The 14,307-nt window shown below is 70.4% G+C and carries 15 protein-coding genes; 5 read left to right on the top strand and 10 right to left on the bottom strand.

What is annotated here, in order from left to right; translation table 11 throughout:
* Positions 1 to 32: 32 nt before the first annotated feature.
* Entirely contained in the window at positions 33 to 956 is a 924-nt protein-coding gene (osmF, locus tag HGN31_RS11345) for a glycine betaine ABC transporter substrate-binding protein OsmF (protein WP_168783250.1), read from the bottom strand.
* 278 nt (positions 957 to 1,234) lie between these two features.
* Between osmF and HGN31_RS11340 the strand changes: the two genes are divergently transcribed.
* Positions 1,235 to 2,332 carry a catalase family protein gene (locus tag HGN31_RS11340; protein WP_168783249.1) on the top strand — a complete coding sequence of 366 codons (1,098 nt, stop codon included), beginning with the start codon at positions 1,235 to 1,237 and terminating at the stop codon, positions 2,330 to 2,332.
* Complete coding sequence (locus tag HGN31_RS11335; protein ID WP_168783248.1) at positions 2,325 to 4,610, top strand: FdhF/YdeP family oxidoreductase; 2,286 nt, start codon at positions 2,325 to 2,327, stop codon at positions 4,608 to 4,610. Before HGN31_RS11340 ends, HGN31_RS11335 begins: the two co-directional genes overlap by 8 nt.
* 68 nt (positions 4,611 to 4,678) lie before the next feature.
* On the opposite strand, the gene HGN31_RS11330 is transcribed toward HGN31_RS11335, so the two are convergent.
* The 6 genes from HGN31_RS11330 to HGN31_RS11305 form a co-directional block, all read right to left on the bottom strand.
* Entirely contained in the window at positions 4,679 to 6,895 is a 2,217-nt protein-coding gene (locus HGN31_RS11330; RefSeq protein WP_168783247.1) for a xanthine dehydrogenase family protein molybdopterin-binding subunit, read from the bottom strand.
* The gene (locus tag HGN31_RS11325; protein ID WP_168783246.1) at positions 6,892 to 7,866 is read right to left on the bottom strand and encodes an FAD binding domain-containing protein; all 975 of its coding nucleotides are present in this window, start codon (positions 7,864 to 7,866) and stop codon (positions 6,892 to 6,894) included. The genes HGN31_RS11330 and HGN31_RS11325 overlap by 4 nt, the downstream gene beginning before the upstream one ends.
* The gene (locus tag HGN31_RS11320) at positions 7,863 to 8,369 is read right to left on the bottom strand and encodes a 2Fe-2S iron-sulfur cluster-binding protein (RefSeq protein ID WP_074826078.1); all 507 of its coding nucleotides are present in this window, start codon (positions 8,367 to 8,369) and stop codon (positions 7,863 to 7,865) included. The genes HGN31_RS11325 and HGN31_RS11320 overlap by 4 nt, the downstream gene beginning before the upstream one ends.
* Positions 8,370 to 8,509: 140 nt before the next feature.
* Positions 8,510 to 9,076, bottom strand: a complete 567-nt coding sequence (locus HGN31_RS11315) for a nucleotidyltransferase family protein (protein WP_168783245.1) — start codon at positions 9,074 to 9,076, stop codon at positions 8,510 to 8,512.
* The gene (locus HGN31_RS11310) at positions 9,073 to 10,032 is read right to left on the bottom strand and encodes an XdhC family protein (protein WP_168783244.1); all 960 of its coding nucleotides are present in this window, start codon (positions 10,030 to 10,032) and stop codon (positions 9,073 to 9,075) included. The genes HGN31_RS11315 and HGN31_RS11310 overlap by 4 nt, the downstream gene beginning before the upstream one ends.
* Before the next feature lie 61 nt (positions 10,033 to 10,093).
* The gene (locus HGN31_RS11305) at positions 10,094 to 10,480 is read right to left on the bottom strand and encodes a hypothetical protein (RefSeq protein WP_036701550.1); all 387 of its coding nucleotides are present in this window, start codon (positions 10,478 to 10,480) and stop codon (positions 10,094 to 10,096) included.
* 86 nt (positions 10,481 to 10,566) lie between these two features.
* Between HGN31_RS11305 and HGN31_RS11300 the strand changes: the two genes are divergently transcribed.
* Positions 10,567 to 11,337, top strand: a complete 771-nt coding sequence (locus HGN31_RS11300; RefSeq protein ID WP_168783243.1) for an alpha/beta fold hydrolase — start codon at positions 10,567 to 10,569, stop codon at positions 11,335 to 11,337.
* A gap of 10 nt (positions 11,338 to 11,347) precedes the next feature.
* Here HGN31_RS11300 and HGN31_RS11295 read toward each other — a convergent pair whose 3' ends face one another.
* Positions 11,348 to 11,551, bottom strand: coding sequence for a hypothetical protein (locus tag HGN31_RS11295; protein ID WP_036701545.1), 204 nt, complete (start codon positions 11,549 to 11,551; stop codon positions 11,348 to 11,350).
* Between the two features lie 195 nt (positions 11,552 to 11,746).
* Between HGN31_RS11295 and HGN31_RS11290 the strand changes: the two genes are divergently transcribed.
* Positions 11,747 to 12,019: a hypothetical protein gene (locus tag HGN31_RS11290; RefSeq protein ID WP_036701542.1), complete on the top strand. Its 273-nt coding sequence runs from the start codon at positions 11,747 to 11,749 to the stop codon at positions 12,017 to 12,019.
* Positions 12,020 to 12,034: 15 nt separating this feature from the next.
* Here HGN31_RS11290 and HGN31_RS11285 read toward each other — a convergent pair whose 3' ends face one another.
* On the bottom strand, positions 12,035 to 12,349 hold the full coding sequence (locus HGN31_RS11285; protein ID WP_168783242.1) for a TraR/DksA family transcriptional regulator: 315 nt from the start codon (positions 12,347 to 12,349) through the stop codon (positions 12,035 to 12,037).
* A 116-nt stretch (positions 12,350 to 12,465) separates the two neighbouring features.
* Here HGN31_RS11285 and HGN31_RS11280 point away from each other — a divergent pair, with 116 nt between their 5' ends.
* Entirely contained in the window at positions 12,466 to 12,942 is a 477-nt protein-coding gene (locus HGN31_RS11280; RefSeq protein ID WP_168783241.1) for an REP-associated tyrosine transposase, read from the top strand.
* Positions 12,943 to 13,320: 378 nt separating this feature from the next.
* On the opposite strand, the gene HGN31_RS11275 is transcribed toward HGN31_RS11280, so the two are convergent.
* A complete protein-coding gene (locus tag HGN31_RS11275; RefSeq protein ID WP_168783240.1) occupies positions 13,321 to 14,295 on the bottom strand; it encodes a hypothetical protein in 975 nt (324 codons plus the stop codon).
* Positions 14,296 to 14,307 lie beyond the last annotated feature (12 nt).

The following is a 14,307-nucleotide window of genomic DNA, read 5'->3' as shown; positions in this document are numbered from 1 at the left end:
GCCCCGGCGCGGGGCGGCCGGCGCGCCGCGGTTCACTTGATCAGGCCCTTGCCCTGCAGATAGTCGCGGGCGACGGCATCGGCCGGCTCTCCGTTCACCTGGATTCGGGCGTTGAGCTGTTGCAGCGTGGCAAGGTCGAAGCCCGCGAAGATCGGGTTCAGCACCTCGGCAATCGCCGGATATTCCGCCAGCACCGCGGCGCGCACCACGGGGGCGGGCTGATAGACCGGCTGCACGCCCTTGTCGTCCTCCATCACCACGAGGCCCGCGGGCTCGATCCCGCCGTCGGTGCCATAGACCATCGCGGCGTTGACGCCCGAAGTTTGGCGCGCCGCGGCGGCGATGGTGGCCGCGGTGTCGCCGCCCGACAGTTGCACCAGCTGCTGCGGGGTAAGGCTGAAGCCATAGGTCGTCTGGAACGCCGGCAGCGCGGCGGGCGAGGTCACGAACTCGGTCGAGCCGGCCAGCTTGACCTCGCCCCCGCCCGCGACCCAGGCGCCGAACTCGGACATGGTGCCAAGGTGGTTGGCCTCGGCCACGTCGCGGCGCACGGCGATCGCCCAGGTGTTGTTGGCGGGCGCGGCGTCGAGCCAGATCAGCTCCTTCGGCTTGTCCAGCTCGGCCGCCCGGGCATAGGCCTTGGCCGCGTCCTTCCAGACCGGGCTCTCGCCCTCATTGTGGAAGAAGGCGGCGTTGCCGGTGTATTCCGGGTAGATGTCGATCTGCGCCGACAGCAGCGCGTCGCGCACGATGGGCGTGCCGCCGAGTTGCAGCCGGTTCTGCACTGGCAGCCCGGCATTCTCGAGCGCCAGCAGGATGACGTTGCCCAGCAGCCCGCCCTCGGTGTCGATCTTCGAGGACACGACGATGTCGCGCGCCGCGGCCGGCAGGGCGGCGCTCACGGCCAGCGTGGCGGTCAGCGCGGTGGCGAGCGCGGTGCGGAGGGTCTTGCTCATCGGGGCATCCTCTTGCTGTCGAAGGGGCTGCGGCCCGGCGGGGGCATGAGCCCGGCGGGATGGCGGCCCGTGAGGCGGATCAGGGGCCTGACCAGCGCTTGATCGTGCCGGTGCCCCGCGCCGCGCGCAACCCGCACGTCGCCCGGATAGAGTGGACACGCTTGCCAAAAAACTGCAACCCTCGGGGGCAAGGGACGCACGGTCGTGCGGAACCCCGTCCCGGCGCAGGCGGTTCGCCGCAGACCCCCTGAAGCCTCCCCCCGAAAAGGACTGCCGCCATGAAACCGGCCCTGCGCTACTCGCCCGACCTCGAAACCCTGCGCGATGACGAGGCCGAAGGGCTGACCGCGGTCGAGGAAGGGCTGGCCACGATCCTTGCCACCACGCTGCGCGACGAGGGTCGCGGCCTGCGCGCGGTGCACGCCAAGGCCCACGCCTATCTCACCGGCACGCTGTCAGTCCTGCCCGACCTGCCGCCCGAACTGGCGCAGGGGATGTTCGCCACGCCCGGCGACCACCCGGCGATCCTGCGCGTCTCGACCAACCCCGGCGACGTCCTGGACGACAGCATCTCGCTGCCCCGCGGCATCGCGCTCAAGGTGCTGGGGGTCGAGGGGCCGCGCCTGCCCGGGGCCGAGGGCGACGCGCAGGATTTCCTGATGGTCAACGCGCCGGTGTTCGCCTCGCCCGACCCGGCCGACTTCGCCCGCTCGCTCAAGCTGCTCGCGCTGACCACCGACCGGCTGGAGTGGGCGAAGAAGGCGCTCTCGCTCACGCTGCGGACGGTCGAGCGGGGGATCGAGGCCGTGGGGCTCGAAAGCCGGGCGCTCAAGAGCTTCGGCGGGGCGCTGAACGTCCATCCGCTGGGCGAGCGCTACTTCTCGACCGTGCCCTTCCGGCACGGGGACTACGTGGCGAAATACGCACTGGTGCCGGTGTCGGACACGCTGACCCGCCACAGCGGCGAGGAGATCGCCACCATCGGCCACCCCGACGCGATCCGCGCGGCGATGGACCGCGACACCCGCGCCGGCGCCATGACGTGGGAGTTGTGCGCCCAGCTCATGCGCGACCCCGAGACGATGCCGGTCGAGGATCCGCGCGTCGAATGGCCCGAGGACGAGAGCCCGCTTCTGCCCGTGGCCCGGCTGCGGGTCGAGGCGCAGCCCTCGTTCGACGCGGCCGCGGCGCGGGCGGCCGACGACCGGCTGCGGTTCTCGGTCTGGACCGGGCTGGCCGCGCACCAGCCCTTGGGCGCGATCAATCGCGCCCGGCGGGACGCCTATCTCTTCTCGACCGGGTTCCGCGAGCGCGCCAACCGCTGCCCCATCCACGAACCGACCGACACCGCAATCGGAGACATGAGCCATGGCTGACACCCCCGCCGACCAGCGCGACGACACCGCCCATTTCGACGGAACCGCCGGCGGCTGGGGCTCGCTCGAAGGGATGGGCCATGTCGCGGGCGCCGAAGGGCTGACCCTCGACATGCTGGCCACGCTGCGCCGCCAGAACAAGAACGACGGGCACATGTGCACGTCCTGCGCCTGGGCCAAGCCCGCGAACCCCCATATCGTCGAGTTCTGCGAGAACGGGGCCAAGGCCACGATCTGGGATCTGGTCAAGGCCCGCTGCGGCCCGGACTTCATGGCCGGGCACACGGTGAGCGAGCTGCGCGGCTGGACCGACCTCGAGCTTGAGCGCGCCGGCCGCCTGACCCACCCGATGCGCTATGACGCGGCCACCGACCGCTACGTCGAGATCGACTGGGCCACCGCCTTCGCCGAGATCGGCGCCGCGCTGAAGCCCATGAATCCCAAGGACACGGTGTTCTACGCCTCGGGGCGCGCCAGCCTCGAGACGTCCTATCTGTGGCAGCTCTTCGCCCGGCTTTACGGGCACAACAACCTGCCCGACAGCTCGAACATGTGCCACGAGACGACCAGCGTGGCGCTGGCCGAGTTCATCGGCTCGCCCGTCGGCACGTGCACGCTCGAGGATTTCGAGCATTGCGACCTGATGCTGTTTTTGGGCCAGAACACCGGGTCGAACAGCCCGCGGTTCCTGCACAACCTGCAGAAGGCGAAAGAGCGCGGCTGCCGGATCATCGTGCTGAACCCGCTGCGCGAGACGGGGCTGCTGCGGTTCCGCAACCCGCAGCGGCTGACGCAGATGCTGGGCGGCGTGACCGAGATCGCCGACCATTACCTGCAGATCCGGCCGGGCGGCGACATGGCGCTGCTGACCGGGATGGTGAAGCGGGTGCTCGACCTCGACGAGGCCGAGGGCGGGATCATCGACCGCGACTTCATCGCCGAGCACACCACCGGGTTCGAGGATGTCGCGGTCCACGCCCGCGCCGCCGACTGGGCCGAGATCGAGGCGCACACCGGGCTTCCGCGCGCGGTCATCGAGGACCTGGGCACGCTCTACGCCCGCGCCCCGGCCACCATCGCGGTCTATGGCATGGGGCTGACCCAGCACGTCCACGGCGGCAAGACGCTGGGGGCGCTCGTCAACCTGCTGCTGATGCGCGGCAACATCGGCCGGCCGGGGGCGGGCATTTCGCCCGTGCGCGGCCATTCCAACGTGCAGGGCCAGCGCACCGTCGGGATCGCCGAGCGGCCCGAGCTCGTGCCGCTCGACAAGCTCGCCCAAATGTTCGACTTCGACCCCCCGCGCGAGACCGGCCGCACCACCGTCGAGGTGGCCGAAGGGGTCATCGACGGCTCGGTGCGGGCGGTGCTGTCGCTGGGCGGCAACCTCGTGCGCGCCATGCCCGACATCGCCCGGGTCGAGGCGGCGTGGGGCGGGCTCGACCTCGTGGTGAACATCGCCACCAAGCTGAACCGCACCCATCTCGTGCCCGGCCGCGCCACCTATCTGCTGCCCTGCATCGTGCGGGCGGAAGAGGACGAACAGACCTCGGGCCCGCAGTATGTCTCGGTCGAGGATTCGCTTTCGCACATCCACGCCTCGCTCGGAACGATCACCCCCGCGGCGCCGTCGATCCTGTCCGAGCCGTCGATCGTGGCGGGGATCGCCAAGGCGACGCTGGCGCCCAATCCCAAGGTGCGCTGGGACGACTGGATCGCGGACTATGCCCGCATCCGGGCCCTGATCGAAGAGACGTGGCCCGAGATGTTCCGCGATTACGAGACGCGGATGCACGCGCCCGGCGGCTTCTACAAGGGCAACAAGGCGCGCGAGCGGGTGTGGAAGACCGACAGCGGCAAGGCGCAGTTCACCGTGCCGCCGCAGCTTTCCGGGCTGGGACGCGATCTGGCCGACGACGAGTATACGCTGATCACCCTGCGCTCGAACGACCAGTTCAACACCACCGTCTACGGGCTCGAGGACCGGCTGCGCGGCCTGTCGGGTGACCGGATGATCGTCCTGATGAACCCCGAGGAAATCGCCCGCGCCGGGCTGGCCGAGGGGCAGAAGGCGCGGCTGGTCTGCGCCGCCGACGACGACGGCCACGCCCGCGTGGTCGAGGGGCTGACGGTCACCGCCTATGACATGCCCGACCGCTGCGTCGGGGCCTATTATCCCGAGACGAACCCGCTGGTGCCGCTGGCGCTGCACGACGAGATGTCGAAGACCCCGGCTTACAAGGGCACCCCGGTGCGGGTCGAGGCGATGGCGGGCTGATCCCCCATCCCTGCGCCACGAAAAAAGCCGGCCTCACGGCCGGCTTTTCCATGTCGGCCGGGGGGGCCTCAGTCGAGCTCGGCCAGCACCTTGTCCAGCGTCACCGGGAACTCGCGGAAGCGCTTGCCGGTGGCGTTGGTGATGGCGTTGACGATCGCCCCGGCGGTGCCGCAGCACGCCAGCTCGCCGATCCCCTTGGCGCCCATCGGGTTGGCATAAGGGTCGCGGTCGTCGAGGAACTCGACGTCGATATGCGGTACGTCGAGGTTGGCCGGGATGTGGTACTCGGCCAGGTCGCGGTTCACGAAATGCCCGTCCCGCGGATCGCGGGCGGATTCCTCGTGCAGCGCCGAGCCGATGCCGAAGATCATCCCGCCGATGCACTGCGAGCGCGCGGTCTTCTCGTTCAGGATGCGGCCGGTGGCGAACACCCCCGACAGCCGCCGCAGCCGTACCTCGCCGGTGACGCGGCTGACCGCGACCTCGGCGAACTGCGCCCCCCAGCTTGCCTGCCGCGTGGTCAGCAGCGTGGCGCCGGGGTCGATCTCGCCCTCGGCCCGCAGCGTGTCGCCGGCGAGGATGTCGGCGAGCGCCCGGCTGCGGTTGAGGGCGATGGCCTGCCCGTCCTTGAGCGTCAGCTCGTCGGGCTCGCACCCCATCCGCTCGGCGATCTGCGCCCGGACCGCCTGCGCGGCCAGCAGGACCGAGCTGCCGGCCGAGGCCGCACCGAACGACCCGCCCGAGCCTGCCGAGGGCGGCAGCGCGCTGTCGCCCAGCACCGTCGTCACGCGGTCGAGCGGCAGGCCCAGCGCCTCGGCGGCGATCTGGGTCAGGATGGCGTAGCTGCCGGTGCCGATGTCGGTCATGTCCGTCTCGACCCGCGCGGTGCCGTCGGGCAGCAGCACCACCGCCGCCGTCGAGTTCACCAGCAGGTTCACCCGCACGGCCGAGGCCATGCCCATGCCGATCAGCCACTCGCCCTCGCGCCGGGTACCCGGCTCGGGCCGGTCGGCCCAGCCGAAGGTCTCGGCCCCGCGCCGCAGGCAGTCGGCCAGCCGGTTCGAGCTGAACGGCCGCCCCGACGACGGGTCCTTGTCGGGGATGTTGCGCAGCCGCAGCTCGACCGGGCAGAGGCCGGCCTTTTCGGCCAGCTCGTCCATGGCGATCTCGACCATTGGCACGCCGATCGCCTCGCCCGGGGCGCGCATCGAGCCGGGGGGCGTGATGTTGACCGAGGCGATGTGGTGGCCGATGCGGCGGTTCTCGCCGGCATAGGTGAAGGGGGTGGCCTGCGTCACCGGCTCCGAGAAGCTGGCCCCGGCCATGGTCGTCACCCAGGCGTCGTGGCCGATGCCGGTCAGCCGCCCGTCAGGGCCCGCGGCCAGCCGGATGCGCTGGCGGCTTTCGGACCGGCGGTGCGTCGCCTCGAACACGTTGCGGCGATGCAGCGCGATGGCGACCGGGCGGCCGAGCTTCTGCGCCGCGATGGCGGCGCCCACGGCCTCGTGCCCGATGCCCAGCTTGCCGCCGAACCCGCCGCCCACATAGGGCGACAGGATCCGCACCTTGTCGGCGCTGACCCCCACCGCGTCGGCCAGTTCCGCCGCGTTCGAGCGCAGCATCTGATAGCTGCCGCGCACCGTCAGCTTGTCGCCGTCCCACCAGGCGGTGGCGGCGTGCGGCTCCATCGCCGCATGGCTCATCGAGGGGGTGAGGTAGTGGTCGTCGACGGTGAACGCCGCCTCCTGCATCGCTGCGGCGAGGTCGCCCTGCACCGACTGCTTGAAGAAGGGCGAGCTGTAGTCCCTGGGCCCGACCTTGAGCGTCGCGCGGTCGGACTGGTCGAGCAGCACCGGCCGGGCGGCGAAGGCCGCGTCGCGCGCCTGTTCCAGCGTCTCGGCCACGACCAGCGCGATGGGCTGGCCGACGAAGGCGATCTCGGACGGGCCCTGCGCGGGCGACGAGCCCTGCCCGCCCTGCGCCGGATAGCGGATCATCCGGTCGTCGCGGATCACCGCGAGGACGCCCGGCATGGCCCGCAGCTCGGCGGTGTTGAGGCCCGTCACCCAGCCCTTGGCGATGGGGGCGCGGACGAACCAGCCATGCGCGGTGCCGGGCGGATGATCCTCGTCGGCATAGGTCGCGGTGCCCGTGACCTTGAGCGGCCCCTCGGGGCGGTCGGCGGGCGTGGTCAGCACGCCCTGCGGGGTGTGGTCGAAGAAATTGTCCTCGTCCTTGCTGTTCATCCGCAGGTGATTGCGGGGCAGTTCGATGGGGTCGCTCATGCTGCGCGCGCTCCGCTGGTGGCCTCGGTCAGCACGGCGACAAGGGTGCGTCGCGCCAGGGGAATCTTGAAGTCGTTCTCGCCCTGCCCCTCGGCGCCGGCGAGCAGCCGGTCGGCGAAGCGGCCGAAGAGCGCCTCGGACGGCGCCTCGCCCTCGAGCAGCGCCTCGGCCTCGGGCAGGCGCCACGGGCGAGCCGCGACCCCGCCCAGCGCGACGCGCGCCCGGGTGATGCGCCCGGCGTCGGTGACGACATCCACGGCGACCGAGACCAGCGCGAAGGCGTACGAGCGGCGGTCGCGGACCTTGCGGTAAAGCTGCGCCCCGCCGGTCGGCGCGGGCAGGGTCACCGCGGTGATCAGCTCGCCCGGGGCGAGGTTGGTGTCGCGTTCGGGCGTGTCGCCGGGCAGCCGGTGGAACTCGGCCAGCGGCAGGGTGCGGGGGCCCTGCGGCCCGTCGATCTCGACCACCGCCTCGAGCGCGGCGAGCGCCACGGCCATGTCGCCGGGATAGGTGGCGATGCAGGCGGGCGAGGCGCCGAGGATGGCGAGGTTGCGGTTGAACCCGCCGCGGGCGGCGCAGCCGGTGCCCGGCTCGCGCTTGTTGCAGGGGGTGTCGAGGTCGTAGAAATACGGGCAGCGGGTGCGCTGCAACAGGTTGCCGCCGGTGGTGGCGCGGTTGCGGATCTGCCCGCTCGCCCCCGCGAGAATGGCCCGCGACAAGAGCGGCCAGTCCGCCCGCACCCGATCATCCGCCGCCAGCGCCGCGTTGCGCACCAGCGCGCCGACCCGCAGCCCCTCGCCGTCCGCCGCGATCTCGTCCAGCCCGATGTGGTTGATGTCGACCAGCGCCTTTGGCGTCTCGATCTGCAGCTTCATCAGGTCCAGCAGGTTGGTGCCCCCGGCGATGAAGCGGCCCTGCGCGGCCAGCGCCTCGGCCGGGGCGGTGGCGCGCTGATAGGAGAACGGCCTCATGCGGATGCCTCCGCGGTGTCGCGGATCGCGTCCACGATGTTGGGATAGCACGAGCAGCGGCAGAGGTTGCCCGACATCCGCTCACGGATCTCCTCGTCCGAGAGCGACGGCGCGCCAAGGTCGTCCGAGACGGCGCTCGGCCAGCCCTCGCGCAGCTCCTCGAGCATGGCAGTGGCCGAGACGATCTGGCCGGGGGTGCAGTAGCCGCACTGGAACCCGTCGCGCCGGATGAAGGCCTGCTGCATCGGCGCCAGCGCGCCGGGCTGGCCGATCCCCTCGATCGTGGTGATCTCGTCGCCGTCGTGCATGACCGCGAGCGTGAGGCACGAGTTGATCCGGCGGCCGTTGAGCATGACCGTGCAGGCGCCGCACTGGCCGTGGTCGCAGCCCTTCTTGGTGCCGGTCAGGTCGAGATGCTGGCGCAGCGCGTCGAGGAGGGTCACCCGCGGGTCGTCGAGCGTCAGCCGCCGCGCCTCTCCATTGATGGTCAGGGTCACGTCCATGGCTGGCACCTCGGCTGGTTGGGGCGATACCTCACCGAACCGGCGGGGCCGGGTGCGGTTCCGGTAATAAAGATGAAGCGCGGCGATGTCCCAGCGTCACGGGCGACGTGCCGCAGCGGCGCTCAGGGTGTGGGTAGGTCTCAGGGGGTCGGCACGTCCACGTCGGCCAGCTCGGCCGCCGGGACGGCGACGCGCCGGGCGCCGGCGCGCGCCAGCAGCCCGCCCGCGCCCTGATCGCCCGACAGGCCCGCGACGGCGGGAAAGAGGCCCGCGGGCAGGCAGGCGGGCGGTCCCGGCCGCGCCTCGGGGCCGTGGGCCGCGGCCGCAGCCCCGTCCCCGGCCGCCGACAGGATGCGGTGCAGGGTGGCGGGCGTGACCTCGGGCATGTCCCCGAGGGTCACAAGCAGCCGCGTGACCCCCAGCGCCGCGGCGGCTGCCACGCCCGCGCGCAGGCTGTCGGACATCTCGGCGCCCGTCACGGTCACGATCCGGCAGCCGGGCATCCGCGCGGCGATCACCGCCGCGACCTCGGCCGAGCGCACCACGGCCAGCCGATGCGCCAGCGGCACCGCCGCCAGCGCCGCCGCCGCATGGGCCACCAGCGGCGCCCCCCGCCAGTCGGCCAGGAGCTTGTCACCCTTACCCCAGCGGCGCGAGTGCCCCGCGGCCAGCAGCAGACCCGCGTCGCAGGCCCCGGCCGCGGTCATGCGGGGGCCGCCGACAGCGCCTCGCCCAGCACCTCGGCCAGCACCGACACCGCCAGCACCCGCGGGTCACGGGCCGAGGGGATCAGCCCGATCGGCCCGCGCAGCCGCGCCGTCTCGGTCGGGGTCAGGCCCAGCTCGGCCAGCGCCGCGAGCCGTCGCTGGTGGGTCCGCAGGCTGCCCTGCGCGCCGATGTAGAAGGCCTCGCTGCGCAGCGCCTCGGCCAGCAGCGCGGGCTCGACCTCGTGATCGTGGAAGAACAGCGTGACCGCTGTGCGCGCGTCCGCGACGAGCGGTCCGGGCGGGGCGAGCGGCGTGCCCGCGCGCCGCGCCGCCGTCCGGGTCGCCGCGTCGGGGGAGGACAGCGTGACGGGATAACCCGCGGCGTGGGCGAGCGCCGCGAAGGTCAGCGCCTCGACCCCCACCCCCAGCACCGCGAAGGCGGGCGGCGGGCGGACGGCCAGCGCGAAGCGGCCGGGGGCGGGCGCGGGCCGGGTCTCGCCCACGGAGATCCTGCCGCCGTTGCCGAGGTCGAGGTCCAGCCACGCCGTCCGCCGCGCCGCCCGCAGGTCCAGCGCCGCCCTGAGCGGCGCGGGGTCGCGCACCGCGATCAGCGCCACGTCCAGCCCCCCGCCGCAGGGCAGCCGCAGGTCCACGAAGGGCGAGCCGAGCCCGTAGCGGAGCTGCCGCCCTGCCCCGTCGCGCCAGACCTCGGCGGCGTGCAGCGCAAGATCGGCCTCGATGCAGCCCGAGCTGAGCTGCCCCACCGCGCCAAGGCCTCCGTCCCCGAGCGCCGGGAAGCCCATGACCGCGCCGGGGTTGCGGTAATGCGGACCCTCGACCCCGGTGATGACGGCCAGCACCCCGCCCGCCGCGGCCAGCGCCTCGATCGGGTCGCCCACGGGATCGGCGGGTGACGATGTGTCGGGCGCGGGGATGTGCGGCAGGTCGTGGCTCATCGGACCGAGATGGGGGCGCCCCCGACCCGGCGCGAGGGGACGCGCGGCGCGCCGCAGCGTCTCATCCCAGATGCCCGCGCCAGACCAGCACCCACAGCACCACGGCGGCAAGGATCATCAGCCCGAACATCACCGCCGCGGCGATGTTCGTGGCACTGTTCGTCCAGCGCCTCCCGGCGCCCAGCGGGCGCAGGTATTTCACCAGCTCGGCGTGGTCGCGCACGGCGGGCGTGGTGTCGATCTGCCGCGCCACCCGCGGCACAACCGCCTTCTGCTGCAGCGCCGCCAGCCGCTGCGCCGCCTTGCGCTTGCGCCGCGGCAGCGCGCCGCCACGCCGGCGCAGCATGGTGGCGAGATCGGGCCGGGTGCCCCGCCTCGCCCCGCCGAAGCGCTGCGCCATGAGCTGCGCGACCTCGTCGGCCAGCGCCTGCACATCCGGTTCGGCCATCGTTTCCCCCACGGCGCTGCTGGCACTGGAACGCGCCGAGATTAGGGGTAATGATCGGCGCTGGCCAGACGCGCAAAGGTTGATCGATGACGCTCTCCACCACCATCACCGGGCCTGACACCCCCGGCATCCCGCCCGTCCTGATCGCGCACGGGCTGTTCGGGCAGGGCCGCAACCTGGGCGTCATTGCCCGCCAGCTCGCCGAGACGCGGCGCGTCGTCTCGGTCGACATGCGCAACCACGGCGACTCGTTCTGGGACGACGACCACTCCTACGATGCGCTGGCCGCTGACCTCGCCGCGGTGATCGAGGCCGAGGGGGGCAAGGCGGATGTCGTCGGGCATTCGATGGGCGGCAAGGCCGCGATGTGGCTGGCGCTGACCCGGCCCGAGCTGGTGCGCCGGCTCGTCGTCCTCGACATCGCGCCGGTGGAATACGGCCACACCCAGAGCAAGCTGATCGACGCGATGGAGGAGACCGATTTCTCGTCCGCCCGCACCCGCAGCCAGGCGGACGCGGCGCTCTCGGCGCGGATCGAGGATCACGGCGTGCGGGCGTTCCTGCTGCAGTCGCTCGACCTCAAGTCCGATCCGCCGCGCTGGCGGATGAACCTCGGCGCGCTGCGCGACCAGATGGCGTCGCTGACCGGATTTCCCGACCACGACGGCCCGCATTTCGACGGCGAGACGCTGGTGCTGGCCGGCGGCGACAGCGACTATGTCGATCACGCGGGCGAGGCGGCGTTCCGCGCCCTCTTTCCCCGCGCCACGATCGAGGTCGTGGCCGACACCGGCCACTGGCTGCACGCCGAAAAGCCGGCCGAGGTCACCGCGCGGGTGGCGGCGTTCCTCGGCTGAGGCGGCCGCCTCAGTCGAGGCTGTCGGCCGGGTCGGTCGCCTGGATGCGCTTGGCCACCACCCAGGTCACCGGCACCGCGATCACCGCGCCGATGGCGGCGGCCAGCAGGATCGCCTGCCAGGTGTAATACCCCATGACCAGCGCCGCGATGACCCCGATCCCGGCCAGCGTGCCGACCGAGATCGACAGAAGAAGCATGAAGAGACGCGGCATCGAGGGTCCTTTCGTGTTGGCCCGGCCCGGTTAGCGCGGCCTGGCGGTCAGCGCCTTGATCCAGATCAGAGCTGACCAGACCCGGCCCGCCCCGGCAAGAGGCGCCCCCGCCGCCCCGCGGCTTTTCCTTTGGGCGGCCGCGGCTGTCATGCTACCGTCACATCGCAGGGCATCAGCGAGGGGGAGGGCGCGGCGATGATCAACCCGGAGGACATCCTGGACATGACCAGCCTCAGCCGAGACGAGATCGCGGCCGTGGCCGAGCACGAGCATCTGGGCCAGGTGGACGCGGCCCGGCTGTCCGAATGGCTGATGACGCACCGCGGCGGCGGCCACCGGGTCGAGCAGATGATCTCGGACGACATCCGCGCGGCGCTGCACGCCGACAACCTGCCCCACGCGCGCGATCTCTACGCGACGCTCAAGGCGTTCCTGGCCGAGCATCCCGACGCCGTGCGCGGCGGCTGAGCGCGGCGGCGCCGCTCAGGGCGCGCAGTTGGCGCAGAACGGCGTGTCGGGCAGCAGTTCGAGCCGCTTGTCGGCGATGTCCTTGCCGCACTGGACGCATGCGCCGTATTCGCCGGCCTCGATCCGCGCGAGCGCCGCGTCGATGCGCCGCAGCTCGGCCTCCTCCGCGTGGCCGAGGGCAGTCAGCACCTCGTCCCCCTGCCGCTCGGAGGCCGCATCCTCCCAGTCTTTCGGCACCGGATCGTCGAGCTGATCCTCGATCTCGGTCAGCGAGGCGAGCAGCTCGTCACGGCGGGCGGTGAGGGTTTTCCGGGCGGCGTCGGGGGTCATGGGGGTCTCCGGGGATCGGGTTGGCGGCGAGAGTGGCCCGCGGGGTGGAGGGGGTCAAGTGGGGCGGGCAGGACGCGTCAACGCATCCTTAACCCGTCCCCGGGCATGCTCGGGCCATGTCGAATTACCGCCGCCCGCCCCGGTCCGAAGCGCCGGTGTTCTTTACCGTCGCGCTGGCCGACCGCCGCAGCGATGTGCTGGTGGCCGAGATCGAGCGCCTGCGCGCGGCGGTGCGGGTCACGCGGGCGGAGCGGCCGTTCGGGATCGAGGCGTGGGTGGTCCTGCCCGACCACATGCACTGCATCTGGCGCGTGCCGGACGGGGACTATGCGCTGCGCTGGCGACTGATCAAAGCGCGGTTCTCGCGGGGCTTGCCGATGGGGGCGCGGCGGCAGAGCCACATCGCGCGCGGCGAGCGCGGACTCTGGCAGCGCCGGTATTGGGAGCATCATATCCGCGACGAAACCGACCTCACGGCGCATCTGCGCTATTGCTGGTTCAATCCGGTGAAGCATGGCCTGGTCATGCGCCCCGAGGACTGGCCGTATTCTTCCGTCCACCGCGAGATCGGCGGGCCGAGGTGGGCGTGGTAGGGTGCGTGTTCACACGCACCTTTGCGGCGTTCGGGGAATTGGTGCGTGCGAGCACGCACCCTACGGGTGTTCTTCGGTCCACCGCGAGAACGGCGGGGCGAGGTGGGGGCGGTAGGGTGCGTGTTCACACGCACCTTTGCAGCGGTCGGGGAAATGGTGCGTGCGAGCACGCACCCTACGGGTGTTCTTCGGCCAACCGCGAGAACGGCGGGCCGAGGTGGGTGGGGTGCGTGTTCACACGCACCTTCGGGGTTGGGCGTGAATTGGTGCGTGCGAGCACTCTCCAATTCTACGGTTGCTCAAGCTTCTCCCGCCGGAATTAGCATAGTAGACTGTTTACGTCGGTAATATTTGGAGCACTAACCGCGGGTCAGCTCCCTACCTCCTTCTGAGCGAAATACCTCGCTCTTTAAAGCGCTTCCTAATTAATTTCTCGAAGACGTTCTCCCATCCAGCCCGATGGACGATCCTATCAAATCTATCGCCCGCCATAGTTAAAAGTTTCGATCGCGGCACTTGAGAGTACTGCTCCCAATCTTCGTAGAGCATGTATAGAGCATTACCGTAGCGAGTATTTTCAAAGACGATCAAGTCGTCCGCGTACCGAGCCCCAATATAAGAGTCAGCCCCGCCTAACCCTCTGAGATAGCTCACAGGTGAAAACTTCTCAAATAGCTTCAACCGTTCCTTAGCAGTAATCTCAGCATCAGGACTTAACCGTCGACCGCGCTTCAGGGATGCCAAGACCTGATCAACACTCCCGGGCGGAAACAGCTCCCAATCTACCCGATCAGTGAAATATGCTCTAGGTTCTTCTGGCGCAACCACCGACGCAGTACCTGCATTTTCCCGCATTAGATTAATGGCAAACAATAAATCCTCAGAAAAGCTTTCGCTGTCGCGATCGAAATTGTTCTGAATTACAAACAAAACCCCAAAGCTACCATCAGGTAGCAACTCATCAACCACGACTTTGATTTCGTGCATGGGCGGAGTATACTGGTCTCGGTGGTAAACCATGCGATCGACGCAAACCGTCGACCAACCATAAGTCGATCCATCGCCAAAGTTCTGAATATCGTGACAGAATGTCTTATTGTATTTTGGAAGATCTTTTCGGATTACCTCCCACCCTTCGCGATTTTTTCTAGAGTAACTGCCAGCCTCGCTAGAGGGAAGAAACGTCCAAGAATCCCCAACAGACAAGTTGTTTGAATTTAACCCTGCGCCAGAAAATTCGCCCAACTCGCCTGGAGAAACCGTGACGAGCGCTCGAACTTCAACCGCGCTTCCTTCTAAAACGCTTAATTGCTGAATCACATTTGCTGGCAGCCGCCGAAAAGTTGTGGCCATTTAATTAACCCG

The organism is Paracoccus sanguinis (assembly GCF_012689545.1).
Classification (GTDB): domain Bacteria; phylum Pseudomonadota; class Alphaproteobacteria; order Rhodobacterales; family Rhodobacteraceae; genus Paracoccus; species Paracoccus panacisoli.
The sequence above is the reverse complement of the archived record's forward strand: the minus strand, read 5'-3'. Positions and strand labels throughout refer to the sequence as shown.

Excerpts from the sequence above, each read along its gene's own strand:
- osmF (WP_168783250.1), bottom strand. The coding sequence starts at position 956 with ATGAGCAAGACCCTCCGCACCGCGCTCGCCACCGCGCTGACCGCCACG.
- HGN31_RS11340 (WP_168783249.1), top strand. The coding sequence starts at position 1,235 with ATGAAACCGGCCCTGCGCTACTCGCCCGACCTCGAAACCCTGCGCGAT.
- HGN31_RS11335 (WP_168783248.1), top strand. The coding sequence starts at position 2,325 with ATGGCTGACACCCCCGCCGACCAGCGCGACGACACCGCCCATTTCGAC.
- HGN31_RS11330 (WP_168783247.1), bottom strand. The coding sequence starts at position 6,895 with ATGAGCGACCCCATCGAACTGCCCCGCAATCACCTGCGGATGAACAGC.
- HGN31_RS11325 (WP_168783246.1), bottom strand. The coding sequence starts at position 7,866 with ATGAGGCCGTTCTCCTATCAGCGCGCCACCGCCCCGGCCGAGGCGCTG.
- HGN31_RS11320 (WP_074826078.1), bottom strand. The coding sequence starts at position 8,369 with ATGGACGTGACCCTGACCATCAATGGAGAGGCGCGGCGGCTGACGCTC.
- HGN31_RS11315 (WP_168783245.1), bottom strand. The coding sequence starts at position 9,076 with ATGACCGCGGCCGGGGCCTGCGACGCGGGTCTGCTGCTGGCCGCGGGG.
- HGN31_RS11310 (WP_168783244.1), bottom strand. The coding sequence starts at position 10,032 with ATGAGCCACGACCTGCCGCACATCCCCGCGCCCGACACATCGTCACCC.
- HGN31_RS11305 (WP_036701550.1), bottom strand. The coding sequence starts at position 10,480 with ATGGCCGAACCGGATGTGCAGGCGCTGGCCGACGAGGTCGCGCAGCTC.
- HGN31_RS11300 (WP_168783243.1), top strand. The coding sequence starts at position 10,567 with ATGACGCTCTCCACCACCATCACCGGGCCTGACACCCCCGGCATCCCG.
- HGN31_RS11295 (WP_036701545.1), bottom strand. The coding sequence starts at position 11,551 with ATGCCGCGTCTCTTCATGCTTCTTCTGTCGATCTCGGTCGGCACGCTG.
- HGN31_RS11290 (WP_036701542.1), top strand. The coding sequence starts at position 11,747 with ATGATCAACCCGGAGGACATCCTGGACATGACCAGCCTCAGCCGAGAC.
- HGN31_RS11285 (WP_168783242.1), bottom strand. The coding sequence starts at position 12,349 with ATGACCCCCGACGCCGCCCGGAAAACCCTCACCGCCCGCCGTGACGAG.
- HGN31_RS11280 (WP_168783241.1), top strand. The coding sequence starts at position 12,466 with ATGTCGAATTACCGCCGCCCGCCCCGGTCCGAAGCGCCGGTGTTCTTT.
- HGN31_RS11275 (WP_168783240.1), bottom strand. The coding sequence starts at position 14,295 with ATGGCCACAACTTTTCGGCGGCTGCCAGCAAATGTGATTCAGCAATTA.